This window comes from Xanthomonas sp. AM6, assembly GCF_025665335.1.
In the GTDB taxonomy this organism is placed as follows: domain Bacteria; phylum Pseudomonadota; class Gammaproteobacteria; order Xanthomonadales; family Xanthomonadaceae; genus Xanthomonas_A.
The window spans coordinates 3308814-3325444 of the sequence record NZ_CP106869.1 but is presented as its reverse complement, the minus strand read 5'-3'; the positions used below and the strand labels follow the sequence as shown (position 1 = coordinate 3325444).

13 protein-coding genes are annotated in these 16631 nt (G+C 70.3%); 9 read left to right on the top strand and 4 right to left on the bottom strand.

Annotated features, from left to right (window positions below; all coding sequences use genetic code 11):
* Window positions 1-77: 77 nt before the first annotated feature.
* Window positions 78-1670, bottom strand: a complete 1593-nt coding sequence (locus OCJ37_RS13955) for an alpha-N-arabinofuranosidase (protein WP_263110189.1) — start codon at window positions 1668-1670, stop codon at window positions 78-80.
* 605 nt (window positions 1671-2275) lie between these two features.
* Between OCJ37_RS13955 and OCJ37_RS13950 the strand changes: the two genes are divergently transcribed.
* On the top strand, window positions 2276-3328 hold the full coding sequence (locus OCJ37_RS13950) for an aldose epimerase family protein (RefSeq protein WP_263110187.1): 1053 nt from the start codon (window positions 2276-2278) through the stop codon (window positions 3326-3328).
* A 156-nt stretch (window positions 3329-3484) separates the two neighbouring features.
* On the opposite strand, the gene ccsA is transcribed toward OCJ37_RS13950, so the two are convergent.
* Complete coding sequence (gene ccsA / locus OCJ37_RS13945) at window positions 3485-4279, bottom strand: cytochrome C assembly family protein (protein ID WP_263110186.1); 795 nt, start codon at window positions 4277-4279, stop codon at window positions 3485-3487.
* Between the two features lie 234 nt (window positions 4280-4513).
* On the opposite strand from ccsA, the gene ffh reads away from it, so the two are divergent.
* From ffh to rplS, 7 genes are all read left to right on the top strand, one after another.
* Window positions 4514-5893 (top strand): signal recognition particle protein, encoded by a 1380-nt coding sequence (gene ffh, locus OCJ37_RS13940; RefSeq protein ID WP_263110185.1) that lies wholly within the window; start codon window positions 4514-4516, stop codon window positions 5891-5893.
* A gap of 335 nt (window positions 5894-6228) precedes the next feature.
* Window positions 6229-7299, top strand: a complete 1071-nt coding sequence (locus tag OCJ37_RS13935; RefSeq protein ID WP_263110183.1) for an NAD(P)H-dependent flavin oxidoreductase — start codon at window positions 6229-6231, stop codon at window positions 7297-7299.
* Window positions 7296-8099 (top strand): aminotransferase class IV family protein, encoded by an 804-nt coding sequence (locus tag OCJ37_RS13930; RefSeq protein ID WP_263110181.1) that lies wholly within the window; start codon window positions 7296-7298, stop codon window positions 8097-8099. The genes OCJ37_RS13935 and OCJ37_RS13930 overlap by 4 nt, the downstream gene beginning before the upstream one ends.
* A gap of 96 nt (window positions 8100-8195) precedes the next feature.
* Entirely contained in the window at window positions 8196-8456 is a 261-nt protein-coding gene (gene rpsP / locus OCJ37_RS13925; protein ID WP_145701131.1) for a 30S ribosomal protein S16, read from the top strand.
* A gap of 42 nt (window positions 8457-8498) precedes the next feature.
* Complete coding sequence (gene rimM, locus OCJ37_RS13920) at window positions 8499-9011, top strand: ribosome maturation factor RimM (protein ID WP_263110180.1); 513 nt, start codon at window positions 8499-8501, stop codon at window positions 9009-9011.
* Between the two features lie 73 nt (window positions 9012-9084).
* Window positions 9085-9867 carry a tRNA (guanosine(37)-N1)-methyltransferase TrmD gene (trmD, locus tag OCJ37_RS13915; RefSeq protein ID WP_263110179.1) on the top strand — a complete coding sequence of 261 codons (783 nt, stop codon included), beginning with the start codon at window positions 9085-9087 and terminating at the stop codon, window positions 9865-9867.
* 132 nt (window positions 9868-9999) lie between these two features.
* Window positions 10000-10416, top strand: a complete 417-nt coding sequence (gene rplS / locus OCJ37_RS13910) for a 50S ribosomal protein L19 (RefSeq protein WP_003470862.1) — start codon at window positions 10000-10002, stop codon at window positions 10414-10416.
* Window positions 10417-10857: 441 nt separating this feature from the next.
* On the opposite strand, the gene OCJ37_RS13905 is transcribed toward rplS, so the two are convergent.
* Window positions 10858-12318 carry an MATE family efflux transporter gene (locus OCJ37_RS13905; protein WP_263110170.1) on the bottom strand — a complete coding sequence of 487 codons (1461 nt, stop codon included), beginning with the start codon at window positions 12316-12318 and terminating at the stop codon, window positions 10858-10860.
* 584 nt (window positions 12319-12902) lie between these two features.
* Between OCJ37_RS13905 and OCJ37_RS13900 the strand changes: the two genes are divergently transcribed.
* Window positions 12903-13310, top strand: coding sequence for an Hsp15 family ribosome-associated heat shock protein (locus tag OCJ37_RS13900; protein ID WP_263110168.1), 408 nt, complete (start codon window positions 12903-12905; stop codon window positions 13308-13310).
* Between the two features lie 887 nt (window positions 13311-14197).
* Here OCJ37_RS13900 and katG read toward each other — a convergent pair.
* Window positions 14198-16447, bottom strand: coding sequence for a catalase/peroxidase HPI (gene katG / locus OCJ37_RS13895; protein ID WP_263110166.1), 2250 nt, complete (start codon window positions 16445-16447; stop codon window positions 14198-14200).
* Window positions 16448-16631: the final 184 nt, after the last annotated feature.

Sequence of the window (16631 nt, the reverse complement as noted above, 5' to 3'; positions counted from 1 at the left end):
CGCCGGCGACGCCGGCGCGGTGCGGACGACCTGCCCGCGCCTGCAGCGGGAGGGGATGGCGCGACGGCGTCCGCCGACTAGTGCAGTTTCAGCATCACGATCGCCTTGGCCGGCAGCGCCACCTTCAGCGTGCCGCCCTGCAGGCTGGCGCCGCCGAACGCGGCCGGCTTCACCGCCTGCGGCTGTTCGAAGGTGTTGAGCGCGGTGATCTTCGGCGCGGTGAGGATCTGCCCGCCGACGCCGCTGGCCTGCACGCCGTCCACCTTGACCTCGACGTCCGCGGCGCGGTTCGGGTCCAGGTTGGTCAGCGCCACGTAGACGTGGCCGTCCTTCGCCTTGACCGCCGAGCCGTGCACCGACGGCACCGTGTAGTCGCCGTGCTTGTAGTCGGGCGTCTTGATCTGCAGCGGCAGCGCGGTCGCGTCCTGGTACGGCTTGTACATCGCGAACACGTGGTAGGTCGGGGTCAGCAGCATCCTGTCGCCGTCGGTGAGGATCATCGCCTGCAGCACGTTGATCATCTGCGCGATGTTGGCCATGCGCACGCGCTCGGCGTGCTGCACGAAGATGTCCAGGTTGAGCGAGGCCACCAGCGCGTCGCGCAGCGTGTTCTGCTGGCGCAGGAAACCCGGGTTGACGTTGGGCAGGCCGCTGTACCAGGTGCCCCATTCGTCGACCACCAGCGCGACCTTCTTGCCCGGGTCGTACTTGTCCATGATCGCGCTGTGCTTGCCGATCAGTTCGTCCATCAGCAGCGTGCGCGACAACGTCTCGATCCACGCGGTCTCGTCGAAATCGGTGGAGGAGGCGCGCGGCGGCCAGCCGCCGGGAATGGTGTAGTAGTGCATGCTCAGCCCGTCCATGTACCTGGTGGCCTCGCGCATCATCACTTCGGTCCAGTGGTAGTCGGCGTCGCTGGGGCCGGGCGCGATCTTCATGATCTTCTGCCCGGCCGGCGCCTTGACGAAGGTCTGGTAGCGCCGGTACACGTCGGCGGCGTATTCCACGCGCATGTTGCCGCCGCAGCCCCACAGTTCGTTGCCGACGCCGAAGAACGGCACCTTCCACGGCGCATCGCGGCCGTTGCTGCGGCGCTGGTTGGCCAGCGTGGACTTGGTCGGCGCGGTCATGTACTCGACCCACTGCGCCATCTCGTCCGGCGCGGCGTCGCCGACGTTGCCGGCCACGTAGGCCTGGGTGCCGAGCAGTTCGGTGAAGTCCAGGAACTCGTGGGTGCCGAAGCTGTTGGGTTCCTCGACGCCACCCCAGTGGCTGTTGATGCTGACCGGGCGCTTGGCGCGCGGGCCGATGCCGTCGCGCCAGTGGTACTCGTCGGCGAAGCAGCCGCCGGGCCAGCGGATGTTGGGCACCTCCAGCGCCTTCAGCGCCGCGACCACGTCGTTGCGGTAGCCGCGGGTGTTGGGGATCTTCGAGTCAGGCCCGACCCACACGCCGCCGTAGATGCCGTTGCCCAGGTGTTCGGCGAACTGGCCGAACAGGTTGCGCGAAACCTGCGCGCCCGGCTGGTCGGCGCGCAGCGTGCCGCGCACCTCGACGTCGGCGGCCTGCGCCAGCCCGGCGCCCAGGGTCAACGCGGCCACCGCGGCGGCCAGCGGCAGGCGCTGCCGCCAGCGCAGCGCGGCGTTCTTCAGTGAGCGGGTCGAGAGCATCGGGGGTCTCCTGGTGGATGGACGATGGAGCGTGCACGGACGCCATGCCGGTGCGGGCGGGAGCGACCGCATGCGGCGGTTCGGCGCAATCTGGCGCATGCATGGTGGCGGTCGGCAGTGGCAGGTGGCAGGGCGTGGCGGTGTGGCGGTATCGGTGCAGATCGCGGTCCTTGTGATCGGTGATGGTGCAGCGGCGCGGCGGCCGCCTGGCTGCGGTCCCCGGCCACGGTTCGAGCATGGGCAGGCCGGTGCAGTGCGGCCAATGACGTGAATCCTCGCTGCCATGGCCGATTCGCATTGCTGCCGATGTGGCGCGACGCCGTGCGCTCCCCTGTGCGCGGATCGAAGATAGAGGAGCGGCGGATGGCCGACCAATGATTTATCTCCGCGTATCGATATGGGGATTGCAATGATGCAATGCCGCAGACCGGCGCATTCTGTGTTGCGCAGCACGCTCGCGGCTGTGTCGCGCGAGCGGGAGCCAACCTGCATTCGAATGCAGGAGATGCACAGGGCGCGATCGGTGGCTTGCGACCGCCTGCGCTGGTTATGCTGCGCGACCCGCGTGCAAGCGCACCCGCCACGCCCTCAACCAGGACTCCTGCATGTCATCGATCTTCGGCCAGCTTCCCGACGGTACCGCCATCCAACGCCTGGTCCTGGACAGCGGCGCGGGCCTGCGCGCGGAAGTGCTGACCTACGGCGGCCTGCTGCGCAGCCTCAGCCTGGACACCGCGCGCGGCCGCACCGAACTGGTGCTCGGCCTGCCGACGCTGGACGCCTACCTGCACGATCCGGCCTACCTGGGCGTGCTCGTCGGCCGCTTCGGCAACCGCATCGCCGGCTCGGCCTTCAGCGTGGACGGGCAACGCCATGCGCTCACTGCCAACGAAGGCGCCAACCACCTGCACGGCGGCGCGCTCGGATTCGGGCGCCGGGTGTGGTCGGTGCGGGCGCAGTCCGGGCGCAACCTGCAGCTGGGCTACGACTCGCCGGCCGGCGAGGAAGGCTATCCGGGCAACGTGCAGGTCGGTGCCGAGTTCAGCGTGCACGGCCGCACGCTGGAACTGCAGTTCGCCGCGCAGACCGACGCGCCGACCCCGCTCAATCTCACCCACCATCCGTATTTCAACCTGGCCGGCGATGCCGGCGTCGCCGCCGCCGCGCAGTGGCTGCGGGTGCCGGCCGACCGCTACCTGCCGGTGGCCGACGCGGCGCTGCTGCCGAGCGGCGCGATCGCCGGCGTGGCCGGCACGCCGTTCGATTTCCGCACGCCGCGCGCGATCGCCGACAAGGACATCGCAGCCGATCCGCAGCTGCGCCTGAGCAGCGGCTACGACCACTGCCTGGTGCTGGCCGACACGCGCGACTGCAGCGCCGTGCTGTATTCGCCGCACAGCGGCGTGGCCATGCGCATCGCCAGCACCGCGCCCGCGCTGCAGCTGTACGAAGGGCAGGGCCTGGATCGCCAGCATCCGCAGCTCGGCCGCGGCGTGTGCCTGGAGCCGCAGGGCTACCCGGACGCACCGAACCAGCCGGGCTTCCCCGACACGATCCTGCGTCCCGGCCAGGTCTACCGGCACCGCATCGAGTACCGCTTCGCCGACGTCGGCGCGAATGCCGATTGGGACGCGGTCGAGGCTGCGCTGGCCGATTGAGGGGTGATGCAGCGCTGCCGGCAGTGCGCGCGCTTCCTGTAGGAGCGGCTTCAGCCGCAGCGCCGGCGCAGGGGGATTTCGGTTGCGGAGACATCCTGTCGCGGCTGAAAGCCGCTCCTGCAGGGGAAGCGTGGCGCCCTGGCTGCCCCGCGGCCGCTACTGCGGGTGGCCGAGCACCAGTTCGATCACGAACTTGCTGCCGAAGAACGCCAGCAGCAGCAACAGCATCGCCGCCAGCGTCCAGTGCACCGCCTTGATCCCGCGCCAGCCATAGCGCCAGCGGCCGAACAGCAGCGCGCCGAACACGATCCACGACAGCACGCTGAGCACGGTCTTGTGCACCAGCCGCTGCGCCAGGAAATCCTGCACGAACAGCACCCCGGTCAGCAGGGTCAGGGTCAGCAGGATGAAGCCGACCACGATGGTGCGGAACAGCAGCGTCTCCAGCGCGGTCAGCGGCGGCAGCGCGCGCAGCCACGGATGGAAGTCGCGGCGCCGCAGCGCGCGCTCCTGCAGCCACAGCATCACCGCCAGCAGCGCGGCGATGCCCAGCGTGGCGTAGGCCAGCAGCGCCATCCACGCGTGCAGCTGCAGCCGCCAGTCCAGCATCGGCGCCGGTTCGTGGCCGTGCGAGTGGTAGGCCAGCAGCAGCGCGGCCGACAGCGGGAACACCACCACCCCCAGCGCCGCCATGCGGCCGCTGGCGCCGACCAGCGTCGTCATCAGCGCCATGCCCAGGCTGACCAGCGACAGCGCGGCGAAGAAGTGCATGTCCGGTCCGCCGGCGGTATGCAGCGCCACCTGCACGTGGTAGCCCGCGTGCAGCGCCACCGCCGGCAGCGCCGCCCACAGCCAGCCGCGGCTGCGCTCGACCCGGTCGCGCACCACCGAGCCGACCAGCAGGCCGGTGGCGGTCAGGTACAGCAGGGTCGCGACGAGGATCAGGAGCATCGCGCCAGTTTCGCATATCGGGCCTGGGCTCGTGGCGGCGGGCGGGCGTCCTCGGCCCGCGCGCCGGCCGCGGCGCGTGGTGCGCCTGGGCCCTGCTGAGCGCCCTCGGGCAGGGCGCCGGGTCGGGCGCCTGCCGGTAGCGCGGCGGCGCCAGGGCCAAGGCATGGCCGTCTCGGGGTTGGCGGGCAGGCGCGGCTATAATCGACGGCCGTTTCCCGTCTGCGACCCGCCCGCATGTTCGAATCCCTCACCCAACGCCTCTCCGGCACCATGCAGCGCCTGCGCGGGCGCGGCCGCCTGACCGAGGAGAACATCCGCGAAGCCACCCGCGAAGTGCGCATTGCGCTGCTCGAGGCCGACGTCGCGCTGCCGGTGGTGCAGGCCCTGATCGAGCGCATCAAGGTGCGCGCGGTCGGCCAGGAAGTGCTCAAGAGCCTGACCCCGGGCCAGGCGCTGATCAAGGTCGTGCGCGACGAGCTGACCACGGTGATGGGCTCGGCCGCCAGCGACCTCAACCTCAACGTGCCGGCGCCGGCGATCGTGCTGATGGCCGGCCTGCAGGGCGCGGGCAAGACCACCACGGTCGGCAAGCTGGCCAAGCACCTGAAGGAAAAGCGCAAGAAGAAGGTGATGGTGGTCTCGGCCGACGTCTACCGCCCGGCCGCGATCGAGCAGCTCAAGACCCTGGCCGAGCAGGTCGGGGTGCTGTTCTTCCCGTCCGAGGCCTCGCAGCAGCCGGTGGACATCGTCCGCGCCGCGATCGCCGATGCGCGCAAGTCCTTCGTCGACGTGCTGCTGGTCGACACCGCCGGCCGCCTGGCCATCGACGAAGCGATGATGACCGAGATCAAGGCGCTGCACGCCGCGATCAACCCGGCCGAAACCCTGTTCGTGGTCGACGCGATGACCGGCCAGGACGCGGCCACCACCGCCAAGGCGTTCAGCGAAGCGCTGCCGCTGACCGGCGTGGTGCTGACCAAGACCGACGGCGACGCCCGCGGCGGCGCGGCGCTGAGCGTGCGCTACATCACCGGCAAGCCGATCAAGTTCATCGGCGTGGGCGAGAAGCCCGACGGCCTGGACGTGTTCCATCCCGACCGCCTGGCCAGCCGCATCCTGGACATGGGCGACGTGCTGTCGCTGGTCGAGCAGGTCGAGCACCAGGTCGACAAGGACAAGGCGCAGAAGCTCGCCGAGAAGGTCGCCAAGGGCAAGAAGTTCGACCTCAACGACATGCGCGACCAGCTCGAGCAGATGCAGAACATGGGCGGCATCTCCGGGCTGATGGACAAGCTGCCGGGCATGGGCCAGATCCCCGAGCACCTCAAGCAGCAGGTCGCCGGCAACAAGGACGTGCCGCGAATGATCGCCATCATCGGCTCGATGACCAAGAAGGAGCGGCGCAACCCGACCCTGCTCAACGGTTCGCGCCGCGCCCGCATCGCCCGCGGTTCCGGCACCCAGCCGGCCGACGTCAACAAGCTGATGAAGCAGTACCAGCAGATGGAAAAGATGATGTCGAAGATGGCCGGCGGCGGCATGAAGGGCCTGATGCGCGGCATGAAGGGCATGATGGGCGGCATGGGCGGCCGCGGCGGCCTGCCGTTCCGCTGAGCCCGCCCAACGGCTCCTTGGAAAGGGAGCCGGCGCATTCTCAAGCCCCTCTCCCGGGAGAGGGGTGGGACGAAGCACCCAGCCATTCATGGCGGCTTGGGCCAGGGTACGGCGCGAAGCCGCCCGACCATGCATCGACGAGCCAGGTGAGGGAAGGACGAAGGCGCCTCACCACGCAATGGAGTGGCGGAAGAGATCGTGGCCACGCCGCCTCGTTCTCGATCGGAGACCTTCGTCGTCCCTCACGCACCTTTCGCACGGCGACCACCGCGCGGACGCCGGCGATATCATCCGCTGCATCCTCCGACACGCCGCGACTGCGGCATTCCCACGCCATGAACGATTCCCTGCACCACCGCGTGACCGCGTTCTGCGCGCACTTCGGCCTGCGCACGCCGATCCTGCTGGCGCCGATGGCCGGCGCCTGCCCGGTGCCGTTGTCGGTGGCGGTCGCGCAGGCCGGCGGCATGGGCGCGATGGGCGCGGTGCTGTCGTCGGCCGCCGACATCGGCACCTGGATGGATGCGTTCCGGCGCGACAGCAGCGGGCCGGCGCAGGTCAACCTGTGGGTGCCCGACCCGCCGCCGCTGCGCGATGCCGCCGCGGAGGCCGCCATGTGCGATTTTCTGGCGCAGTGGGGGCCGCCGGTGGACGCGGCCGCCGGCGACGCCGGTCCGGCCGATTTCCAAGCGCAATGCGCCGCGCTGCTTGCCGCACGCCCGGCGGTGGCCTCGTCGATCATGGGCCTGTTTCCGCCCGCCTTCGTCGCGCAGCTGAAGCAGGCCGGCATCGCCTGGTTCGCCTGCGCCACCACCCTGGACGAGGCGCTGGCGGCGCAGGCGGCCGGTGCCGATGCGGTGGTCGCGCAGGGCGCGGAGGCCGGCGGCCACCGCGGCGCGTTCGATGCCGCGCGTGCCGAGCAGCAGCTGACCGGGCTGTTCGCGCTGCTGCCGCGGCTGGCCGACCGGCTCGACGTGCCGGTGATCGCCGCCGGCGGCATCGCCGATGGCCGCGGCATCGCCGCGGCGCTGACCCTGGGGGCTAGCGCGGTACAGATCGGCACCGCCTTCCTGCGCACCCCAGAGGCGGCGCTGGCGCCGGCCTGGGCCGAGGCGCTGGCAGACGCCGAGCCGGAACAGACCGCGCTGACCCGTGCCTTCTCCGGCCGTCTCGGCCGTGGCCTGGCCACCGACTACGTGCGCGCCGCGGCCGAACCGACGGCGCCGCCACCGCGCCCCTACCCGGTGCAGCGCGGGCTGACCGCGCCGATGCGCCAGGCCGCCGCGCGCGAAGACCGGCTGGCGGCGATGCAGGCCTGGGCCGGCCAATCGGCGTGGATGGCGCCGGCGCAGCCGGCGGCGGCGCTGGTGCAGACCTGGTGGGATCAGGCGCAGGCGCTGCTGTGAGCGCGCAGCTGTTCTGCAACGGACGCCCGGCGAGCGCGGCCGCGCTGGCCGCGCCGGCGCTGGTCAACTACGGCCACTTCAGCACGATGCAGGTGCGCAACGGCGCGGTGCGCGGGTTCGACCTGCATCTGCAGCGGCTCGATGCGGCCACCCGCGCGCTGTTCGGCAGCGAACTGCCGGCCGAGCGGATCCGCGCCGAGTTGCGCGCCGCGCTGCACGCATTCGGCAGCGGCGACGCGTCGCTGCGCGCCAGCGTGTTCGCGCCGGACTTCGATTTCCGCCGCGCGGATGCGGCCTGCGCGGCGCAGCTGCTGGTCTCGCTGGCCGCGCCCGCACAGGCCGACGCCACGCCGCTGCGGGTGCGCAGCGTGGTGTTCCAGCGCGAACTGCCGCAGATCAAGCACGCCGGCACCTTCGCGCTGTTCCACCAGCGTCGGCTCGCGTTGCAGGCCGGTTTCGACGATGCGCTGTTCGTCGACGCGCAGGGCCTGGTCGCCGAGGGATCGATCTGGAACCTGGGCGCGTGGGACGGGCAGGGCGTGGTGTGGCCGCAGGCGCCGGCCCTGCGCGGCACCCAGGAGCGGCTGCTGCAGGCCGGCCTGGCCGCGCTCGGCGTGGCGCAACAGGTGCGGCCGCTGCAGCTGCAGGACGTGCTGGCGGGGGGCTGGGCGGTGTTCGCCTGCAATGCGCGCGGCCAGCAGGCCATCGCCGCCATCGACGGGCGGCCGCTGGCGCCGGCCGACGAGCTGTTGCGGATGCTGAACGAAGCCGTGCAGACCCAGCCCTGGCAAGCGATCTGACGAATCGGGGGGCGACTTGGCAGCGTTCCGGGCGCCCGCTATAATCGCCGGCTTACCGCGCCATCCTGGCGACTGGGCAACACCGGAAAACTCACCATGGTCAAGATTCGCCTTACCCGTGGCGGCGCCAAGAAGCGCCCCTTCTACCACATCATCGTCACCGACGTGCGCAGCGCGCGCGACGGCCGCAACATCGAGCGCCTGGGCTACTACAACCCGGTCGCGCAGGGCGCCGAGCCGCGCATCGTGCTCGACCTGCCGCGCGTGGACCATTGGGTCTCCAATGGCGCGCAGCTGACCGACAAGGTGCGCAACCTGTACAAGGAAGCGACCAAGGCCCAGGCCGCCGCGGCCTGATCCTGCGGGCCGCGCCACGCGCGGCCCTTCGGTTTTGCACCCATGAAAGACAGCCAGCGCCGCATCCTGCTGGGCAGGATCCTGGGCGCCTTCGGCGTACGTGGCGAGGCCAAGCTCGAGTCGTGGACCGAGCCGCGCCTCGCCATTTTTCGCTATCAGCCCTGGATCGTGCGCAAGCCCGACGGCAGCGAGAGCACCCTCAGCGGCGTGCGCGGGCGCGAATCCAGCAAGCATCTGGTCGTCACCTTGCCCGACGTCACCGATCGCGACGCGGTCGAGGCGCTGCGCGGCACCGAGATCTACGTGGCGCGCGACACCCTGCCGCCGCCCAAGCCCGACGAGTACTACTGGGTGGACCTGGAAGGCCTGGACGTGCGCACCGTCGAGGGCGTGGCGCTGGGGCAGGTCTCGCACCTGTTCTCCAACGGCGCCAACGACGTGCTGGTGGTGCGCGGCGACCGCGAGCGGCTGCTGCCGTTCGTGCAGCCGGACTACGTCAAGTCGGTGGATTTCGACGCCAACCTGATCGTCGTCGATTGGGACCCCGAGTTCTGAGCGAGGCGGCCATGCGGCCGCTTTCGCTCTTGCTGTTCCCATTCCCCATTTTCGACTCTCCATTCCCGGCCTCATGCGCATCGACGTCATCAGCCTGTTCCCCGAGTTCGTCGCCCAGTGCGCCGCGTTCGGCGTGGTCGGGCGTGCGCAGGAGCGCGCGCTGCTGGCGCTGCACGGCTGGAACCCGCGCGACTACGCCAGCGGCGGCTACCGCAAGGTGGACGACCGCCCGTTCGGCGGTGGCCCCGGCATGGTGATGATGATCGAGCCGCTGCAGGCCTGCCTGCAGGCGGTGCGTGAGGCCGACCCGCAGCCGGCGCCGGTGATCTACCTGAGCCCGCAGGGCACGCCGCTGACCCAGGCCAAGGCGCGCCAGCTGGCGGCGCTGCCGCGGCTGGTGCTGCTGTGCGGCCGCTACGAAGGCGTGGACGAACGCTTCGTCGCCGCCGCGGTGGACGAGGAGATCTCGATCGGCGACTACGTGCTGTCCGGCGGCGAGCTCGCCGCGGCAGTGCTGGTCGACGCGGTGACCCGGCTGCAGGAGGGCGCGCTGAACGACGCCGAGTCCGCCGCCCAGGACAGCTTCGAAGGCCCGGACGGCCTGCTCGACTGCCCGCACTACACCCACCCGCGCGAACACGCGCTGGGCGAGGTGCCGGCCATCCTGCGCTCCGGCAACCACGCCGCGATCGCGCGCTGGCGGCGCATGCAGGCGTTGGGCCGGACCTGGCTGCGGCGCCCGGAGCTGCTGGACGAGGCAGCGCTGGGCGCGGCCGACCGGCGGCTGCTGGAGGAATTCCGCCAGGGCCTGCAGGCCGATCCGGCGCCCGCGCAGGAAAATCCATCCAAGCCCTAGCCACGGCGGCACGACTGGGTTAAAATGCCCGGCTTTCCGGTCAAGCCCTTCTGTGCTTGGCCCATCCGTATATCGCGCAATCGCCGTGCGGCGACTGCCGGACCACCTCACCAGACACAAGCGGTGCCCACCATGAGCAAGCTCAACAAGACCATCCTGGCCGACTTCGAAGCCGCCCAGATCCAGCGCAAGCTGCCGGAGTTCAACCAGGGCGACACCATCGTCGTCAACGTCAAGGTGAAGGAAGGCAACCGCGAGCGCGTGCAGGCCTACGAAGGCGTGGTGATCGGCACCAAGAACGCCGGCCTGAACTCCTCGTTCACCGTGCGCAAGATCTCCCACGGCTTCGGCGTGGAGCGCGTGTTCCAGAGCCACAGCGCCATCATCGACTCGGTCGAAGTGAAGCGCCGCGGCAAGGTCCGCGCCGGCAAGCTGTACTACCTGCGTGGCCTGGAAGGCAAGGCCGCCCGCATCAAGGAAGATCTGGCCGCCGCTGCGCAGGCCAAGGTCGCGCGCCAGGCCGCTGCGGCCGCCGCCAAGGCCGAGTAAGACCCCAGCGACTCCGGTCGCTGCCGCGACGGCCGCCTTCGGGCGGCCGTTTGCGTTTGTGGGGCGGTATGACTGCGATGTCGGAGCGACGCGCCGTTGCGTCCGATGTGCCGGCGTGTGTTGGGCATGGCGCGGACTGGAGATTCCGGTCGGGGCTGGAGTCCTTCCTGCAGTGCGCAGTCAGCTTCCTGCAGGGGCGGTTTCAACCGCGACCGAACGCAGCCGCGGACCCTCCGTGCGGCCAAGCCTCGGCGGCGTCAGCTTGACCGCGTTCCCTCGATGCCGCTTCGGCCGAGACGAAGCGAGAGTGTTTTCGCGCAGTTGCCGCAGGCTGTATGCAGGAGCGACTTCAGTCGCCACGGGCGTTACCGAGCAGGCCTGCCGCGCCTGAAGGAGTGCCCACAGGCGCTATCGCCTGGACCGAACCGCGAATACCAGCGCTCAGCGCGCCCGCCCCTGCGCGACCGGCACGTCCGCGACCGGCGCGGGCGGCTGCGCCGGCACTTCCGCGGGGTGGGCCATTTCCTCCGGGCGCGGCTTGGCCAGCATCTGCGCCTTGCGCCAGTTGCCCCAGCGGTAATAGGCCAGCGACATCAGCATCGCGCAGGTCGCGCTGGTCGGGAAGCTCCACCACACCGCATCGGCGCCCAGGTGCGGCTGCAGCAACTGCGCGAACGGCACGCGGATGCCCCACAGCGACAGCGCCAGGATCAGCAGCGGCGGGATCACCGCGCCGGTGGCGCGGACCACGCCGGAGATCACGAAGGTCACGCCGAAGAACAGGAACGACCACACCGCGATATGGTTGAGGTGGCGCGCGATCTCCAGCGCGGCGCTGTGCGGCGGCAGGAACAGCGCCAGGGTCCAGCGGTCGAGCAGGATCAGCGGCGCGATCAGCGCGCCGGTCAGCAGGAAGTTGAACAGCACGCCCTGCCGCGCGGTCGCCGCGACCCGGTCCCAGCGTTGCGCGCCGACGTTCTGCGCGGCCATCGACGAGCACGCCGCGCCGATCGCCATCGCCGGCATCTGCAGGTAGGTCCACAGCTGCAGCGCGGCGCCGTAGGCGGCCGAGGTGTCGGTGCCGTAGCCGTTGACCATCGACATCATCACGATCATCGCCAGCGAGATCAGCACCATCTGCAGGCCCATCGGCACGCCCTTGACCACCAGCGCGCGCAGGATCGTCGGATCGATGCGGAACAGCCGCGCATCCTGGCGGCCCAGCCACAGCACGTGGCGCGTGTGGCGCAGGTACAGCAGCAGCCCGGCCAGGGCGATGCCCTGCGCGATCAGCGTGGCCCAGGCGGCGCCGGCGATGCCCAGCTTCGGGAACGGCCCCAGCCCGAACAGCAGCAGCGGATTGAAGCCGATGTCCAGCGCCACCGACAGCAGCAGGAAGCGGAACGGCGTGCGCGAATCGCCGGTGCCGCGCAGCGCCGCGGACAGGAACGCGAACGCGTACAGCAGCGGCATCGCCAGGAAGATCACCCGCAGGTAGGCCTCGGCCAGCGGCAGCGAGGCGGCCGGCGTGCCCATCGCCGCCAGCAGGTGCCGCGCCAGCCACCAGCCGCCGGCCGCGATCAGCACCGAGATGCCGATGAAGAAGGTCGCGCTGGTGCCCATCACCCGCCGCGCCTGCGCCACGTCGCCGCGGCCCATGGCCTGGCCGATCAGGATGGTGGAGGCCATGCCGATGCCGAAGACCGAGCCGATCAGGAAGAACATGATGCTGTTGGCGTTGGCCGCCGCGGTCAGCGCCGCCTCGCCGAGGTAGCGGCCCACCCAGATCGCATTGACCGACCCGTTCAGCGACTGCGCGATGTTCCCGGCCAGGATCGGCAGCGAGAACAGCAGCAGCTGCCGGCCGATCGGGCCTTCGGTGAGAGCGGCGGACTTGGCCATCGCGTGCCTGCGGGGGACGGGAACGGGGAGCCGCGCACACTAGCACCTGCGCGCGAAGCCGGGGAGGCGGCGCATGGCAGATGTGGTGCGGCTGCGAACGGCTTAGACTGGTGGTGTCGATGCGGGTTTCCGGGTTGGCGGCGAACGTGCAGATCTGGGCGCAGGTCTCGGCGCACGACCCGGCGCAGGAAAAACCTGCAATGCATCCGTTGCGCCGCGATCTACAGCGGATCGGATGGAGTGCGCTTTGGCTGGAGCTGTGGATGCAGCTCCTGGCTTGGCGGCGAACATGCGGGCCTTGGCGCACGATCCGGCGCAGGAGCTTGCAATGCAGCCATCGCGCCGCCATCTGCAGCGGATCGGATGGAGCGCGCTGGCGCTGGCCGGTGGCACACGCTGGCGCGCGATGCCGACCTGCGGCCGGGCGAGCGCCCGGGATGCCTGGTCGGCGAGATGGCCGCGCGATCTCGCTCCGCGCCGGCGGCCGGCCAACGGTAGCGGCGTTGCCAGCCGCAGGCGTCGCCGCAGTGGTCCGATGCGCGACAGGACAGCCAACAGTCACAGGTGGATTTTTCGTAAGCACGATGAATGAATCGCTAGCGCAACCGAGTGTGGTCAGGCTGGACGTCTGGCTGTGGGCCGCACGTTTCTTCAAGACCCGCAGCCTGGCCAAGCAGGCGGTGGAGACCGGCAAGGTCGACGTGGCCGGGCAGCGCCCGAAATCCTCGCGCGCGGTGCGCGTGGGCGAGCAGTTGCGCGTGGAGCGCGGCGAAGAGGTGTTCGAGGTGCAGGTGCTGGCGCTCAGCGACAACCGCGGCCCGGCCAGCGTCGCGCAGACGCTGTACCAGGAGAGCGAGGCCTCGCGCGAGCGGCGCGCGCAGCAGCGCGCCCAGCGCAGCGCCGAACGCAATGGCTACCAGGCCCCCGACGGCAAGCCGGACAAGCGCGCGCGGCGCCTGATCCGCGCGCTGGGCGATCTGGACGCGCTGTAGGCAGGCCGGGACGCGCTTCCACGCCAGCCTCCTCGTGGGAGCGATGCCAATCGCGACGAGCGAAGCGGCGAACTTGTCGAGGCAGGATGCAGTCGGGACTGAAGTCCCTCCCACAGTGCACCGCCCAACATGCCGCAAGGCCCTGTAGGAGCGGCTTCAGCCGCGACAAACAACACGCCGCACGCCCCTTGTGGGAGCGACTTCAGTCGCGACGAGCGAAGTGGTGGACTTAATGGCTTCGGAAAGCGTCGGGGCTGAAGCCCCTCCTGCAGTGCCCCAGCCTACGCGCGCAGGTCCTGTAGGAGCGGCTTTAGCCGCGACAAACAACACGCCGCACGCCCCTTGTGGGAGCGGCTTCAGCCGCGACGAGCGAAGTGGTGGGCCTACTGGCTTCGGAAAGCGTCGGGGCTCAAGCCCCTCCTACAGTGCCCCAGCCTACGCGCCGCAGGTCCTGTAGGAGCGGCTTTAGCCGCGACAAACAACACGCCGCAAGCCCCTTGTGGGAGCGACTTCAGCCGCGACGAGCGAAGTGGTGGACTTAATGGCTTCGGAAAGCGTCGGGGCTGAAGCCCCTCCTGCAGTGCACCCAGCCTGCTGTCGCAAGTATCTGTAGGAGCGGCTTCAGCCGCGACGAACCAAGGGGGAAGCCGTCGGGCTAGGATGCATCGAGACTGATGGCCGAGGCCCCCGACACCACCAACCGGCTTCGCATCGGCGCCATCGGCACGACGCCAAGGTCACGACGCTCACGCAAACGCCCTGGCAAACCAGGGCGTTTCGCATCTGTCGTGTGGCGCGGAATCACAGCCGCCGGCCTGGCCCGGATCGTCGCGGCGAGGGCCGCGACGATCAGCGGCCGTCCCAGCACGCCGGGCCGGCGCCGTGCCTCATGCCGCCAGGTCGAAGCGATCCAGTTCCATCACCTTGGTCCAGGCTGCGACGAAGTCCTGCACGAACTTCTGCTGCGCGTCGGCACCGGCATAGACCTCGGCCAACGCGCGCAGGATCGAGTTGGAGCCGAACACCAGGTCGGCGCGGGTCGCGGTCCACAACAGGGCGCCGGTGGCGCGGTCGCGGCCTTCGAACAGCTCGCGCGCGGGCGAGGCCGCGCTCCACGCGGTGCGCATGTCCAGCAGATTGACGAAGAAGTCGTTGCTCAACGTCTCCCGGCGCTTGGTGAACACGCCATGCGCCGACGACCCGGCATTGGCGCCGAGCACGCGCAGGCCGCCGACCAGCACGGTCATCTCCGGCGCGGTCAGCGTCAGCAGCTGCGCCTTGTCGATCAGCAGCGCCTCGGCCGGCACCGCGTAGCGGCGCTTGCTGTAGTTGCGGAACCCGTCGGCCGCCGGCTCCAGCACCGCGAAGGATTCGACGTCGGTCTGTTCCTGCGCGGCGTCCATCCGCCCCGGCGCGAACGGCACGGTCAGCGGTTGCCCGGCGTTGCGCGCGGCCTGCTCGACCGCGGCGGCGCCGCCGAGCACGATCAGGTCAGCCAGCGAGATCCGCTTGCCGCCGCTCTGGGCGCCATTGAACTGCGCCTGGATTTTTTCCAGCGTGGCCAGCACCTGCGCCAGCTGTTCGGGCTGGTTGACCTCCCAGTCCTTCTGCGGCGCCAGGCGGATGCGCGCGCCGTTGGCGCCGCCGCGCTTGTCCGAGCCGCGGAAGGTGGAGGCCGACGCCCACGCGGTGGACACCAGTTGGGCGATGCTCAGGCCCGAGTCGAGGATGGTCTGCTTCAGCGCGGCGATGTCCTGCGCATCGACCAGCGGATGGTCCAGTGCCGGGATCGGGTCCTGCCAGATCAGTTCCTCGGCCGGAACCTCCGGGCCGAGATAGCGTGCGCGCGGGCCCATGTCGCGGTGGGTCAGCTTGAACCAGGCGCGGGCGAAGGCGTCGGCGAACTGCTCGGGGTGTTCGAGGAAGCGGCGCGAGATCGCGGCGTAGGCCGGGTCGAAGCGCAGCGCCAGGTCGGTGGTCAGCATGGTCGGCAGGCGCTTCTTCGACGGATCGTGCGCGTCCGGGATCAGCGCTTCGGCGTTCTTCGCCACCCACTGGTGCGCGCCGGCCGGGCTCTTGCTCAGTTCCCAATCGAACTTGAACAGGTGCTCGAAGAAATCGTGGCTCCACTGCGCCGGGGTGGTGGTCCAGGTGACTTCCAGGCCGCTGGTGATGGTGTCGCCGCCCTTGCCGGTGCCGAAGCTGTTGTGCCAGCCCAGGCCCTGCGCCTCCAGGTCGCTGCCCTCCGGCTCGGCGCCGACGTGGTCGGCCGGGCCGGCGCCGTGGGTCTTGCCGAAGGTATGGCCGCCGGCGATCAGCGCGACCGTCTCTTCGTCGTTCATCGCCATGCGCGCGAAGGTGTCTCGGATGTCCTTGGCGGCGAGCAGCGGATCGGGGTTGCCGTCCGGGCCTTCCGGATTGACGTAGATCAGGCCCATCTGCACCGCGGCCAGCGGATTCTCCAGGTCGCGGGTGTGCACGTCGCCGTCGGCATCGTCGTCGGACACCAGCACGCCGCCGGCCTTCTCGACGCCTTCCGAGCCGTGCGCATAGCGCACGTCGCCGCCCAGCCAGGTGGTCTCGCGGCCCCAGTACACGTCCTGGTCCGGCTCCCAGGTGTCGGCGCGGCCGCCGGCGAAGCCAAAGGTCTTGAAGCCCATCGATTCCAGCGCGACGTTGCCGGTGAGGATCAGCAGGTCGGCCCAGGAAATGGCCTGGCCGTATTTCTGCTTGATCGGCCACAGCAGGCGCCGCGCCTTGTCCAGGCTGACGTTGTCCGGCCAGCTGTTGAGCGGGGCGAAGCGCTGCTGGCCGCGGCCGCCGCCGCCGCGGCCGTCGCCGGTGCGGTAGGTGCCGGCGCTATGCCAGGCCATGCGCACGAACAGCGGGCCGTAGTGGCCGAAGTCGGCCGGCCACCAGTCCTGCGACTCGGTCATCAGCGCACGCAGGTCCTGCTTCAGCGCCTGCAGGTCGAGCCCATTGAAGGCCTTGGCGTAGTCGAAGGACTCGCCCAGCGGGTTGGACTTGGACGAATGCTGGCTGAGCAGGTCCACGCGCAATTGCTGCGGCCACCAGTCCTTGTTGGTGGTGCCGCTGCTGGCGGCGCTGTGGAATGGGCATTTGGATTCGGTGTTCATCGGTTTGGACCTTCGTACGTGTGCAGGGGCACACCCGAGACGGGCGGTTGCCAGGATGGAGATTGGATGTCGAAACGGTTGCGGCTGTGGGTGCCAGCACATGCGAGGCGAACGTCACGCTGGCGTGTGGCTGCTGGGTCTGGGATCAGTAGGTGCAGACTATCGGCCGCCCGGATCTTTATAA

What these genes read in the sequence shown, in the direction of transcription:
- OCJ37_RS13955 (WP_263110189.1), bottom strand. Translation starts at nt 1,670, where the DNA reads ATGCTCTCGACCCGCTCACTGAAGAACGCCGCGCTGCGCTGGCGGCAG.
- OCJ37_RS13950 (WP_263110187.1), top strand. Translation starts at nt 2,276, where the DNA reads ATGTCATCGATCTTCGGCCAGCTTCCCGACGGTACCGCCATCCAACGC.
- ccsA (WP_263110186.1), bottom strand. Translation starts at nt 4,279, where the DNA reads ATGCTCCTGATCCTCGTCGCGACCCTGCTGTACCTGACCGCCACCGGC.
- ffh (WP_263110185.1), top strand. Translation starts at nt 4,514, where the DNA reads ATGTTCGAATCCCTCACCCAACGCCTCTCCGGCACCATGCAGCGCCTG.
- OCJ37_RS13935 (WP_263110183.1), top strand. Translation starts at nt 6,229, where the DNA reads ATGAACGATTCCCTGCACCACCGCGTGACCGCGTTCTGCGCGCACTTC.
- rpsP (WP_145701131.1), top strand. Translation starts at nt 8,196, where the DNA reads ATGGTCAAGATTCGCCTTACCCGTGGCGGCGCCAAGAAGCGCCCCTTC.
- rimM (WP_263110180.1), top strand. Translation starts at nt 8,499, where the DNA reads ATGAAAGACAGCCAGCGCCGCATCCTGCTGGGCAGGATCCTGGGCGCC.
- trmD (WP_263110179.1), top strand. Translation starts at nt 9,085, where the DNA reads ATGCGCATCGACGTCATCAGCCTGTTCCCCGAGTTCGTCGCCCAGTGC.
- rplS (WP_003470862.1), top strand. Translation starts at nt 10,000, where the DNA reads ATGAGCAAGCTCAACAAGACCATCCTGGCCGACTTCGAAGCCGCCCAG.
- OCJ37_RS13905 (WP_263110170.1), bottom strand. Translation starts at nt 12,318, where the DNA reads ATGGCCAAGTCCGCCGCTCTCACCGAAGGCCCGATCGGCCGGCAGCTG.
- OCJ37_RS13900 (WP_263110168.1), top strand. Translation starts at nt 12,903, where the DNA reads ATGAATGAATCGCTAGCGCAACCGAGTGTGGTCAGGCTGGACGTCTGG.
- katG (WP_263110166.1), bottom strand. Translation starts at nt 16,447, where the DNA reads ATGAACACCGAATCCAAATGCCCATTCCACAGCGCCGCCAGCAGCGGC.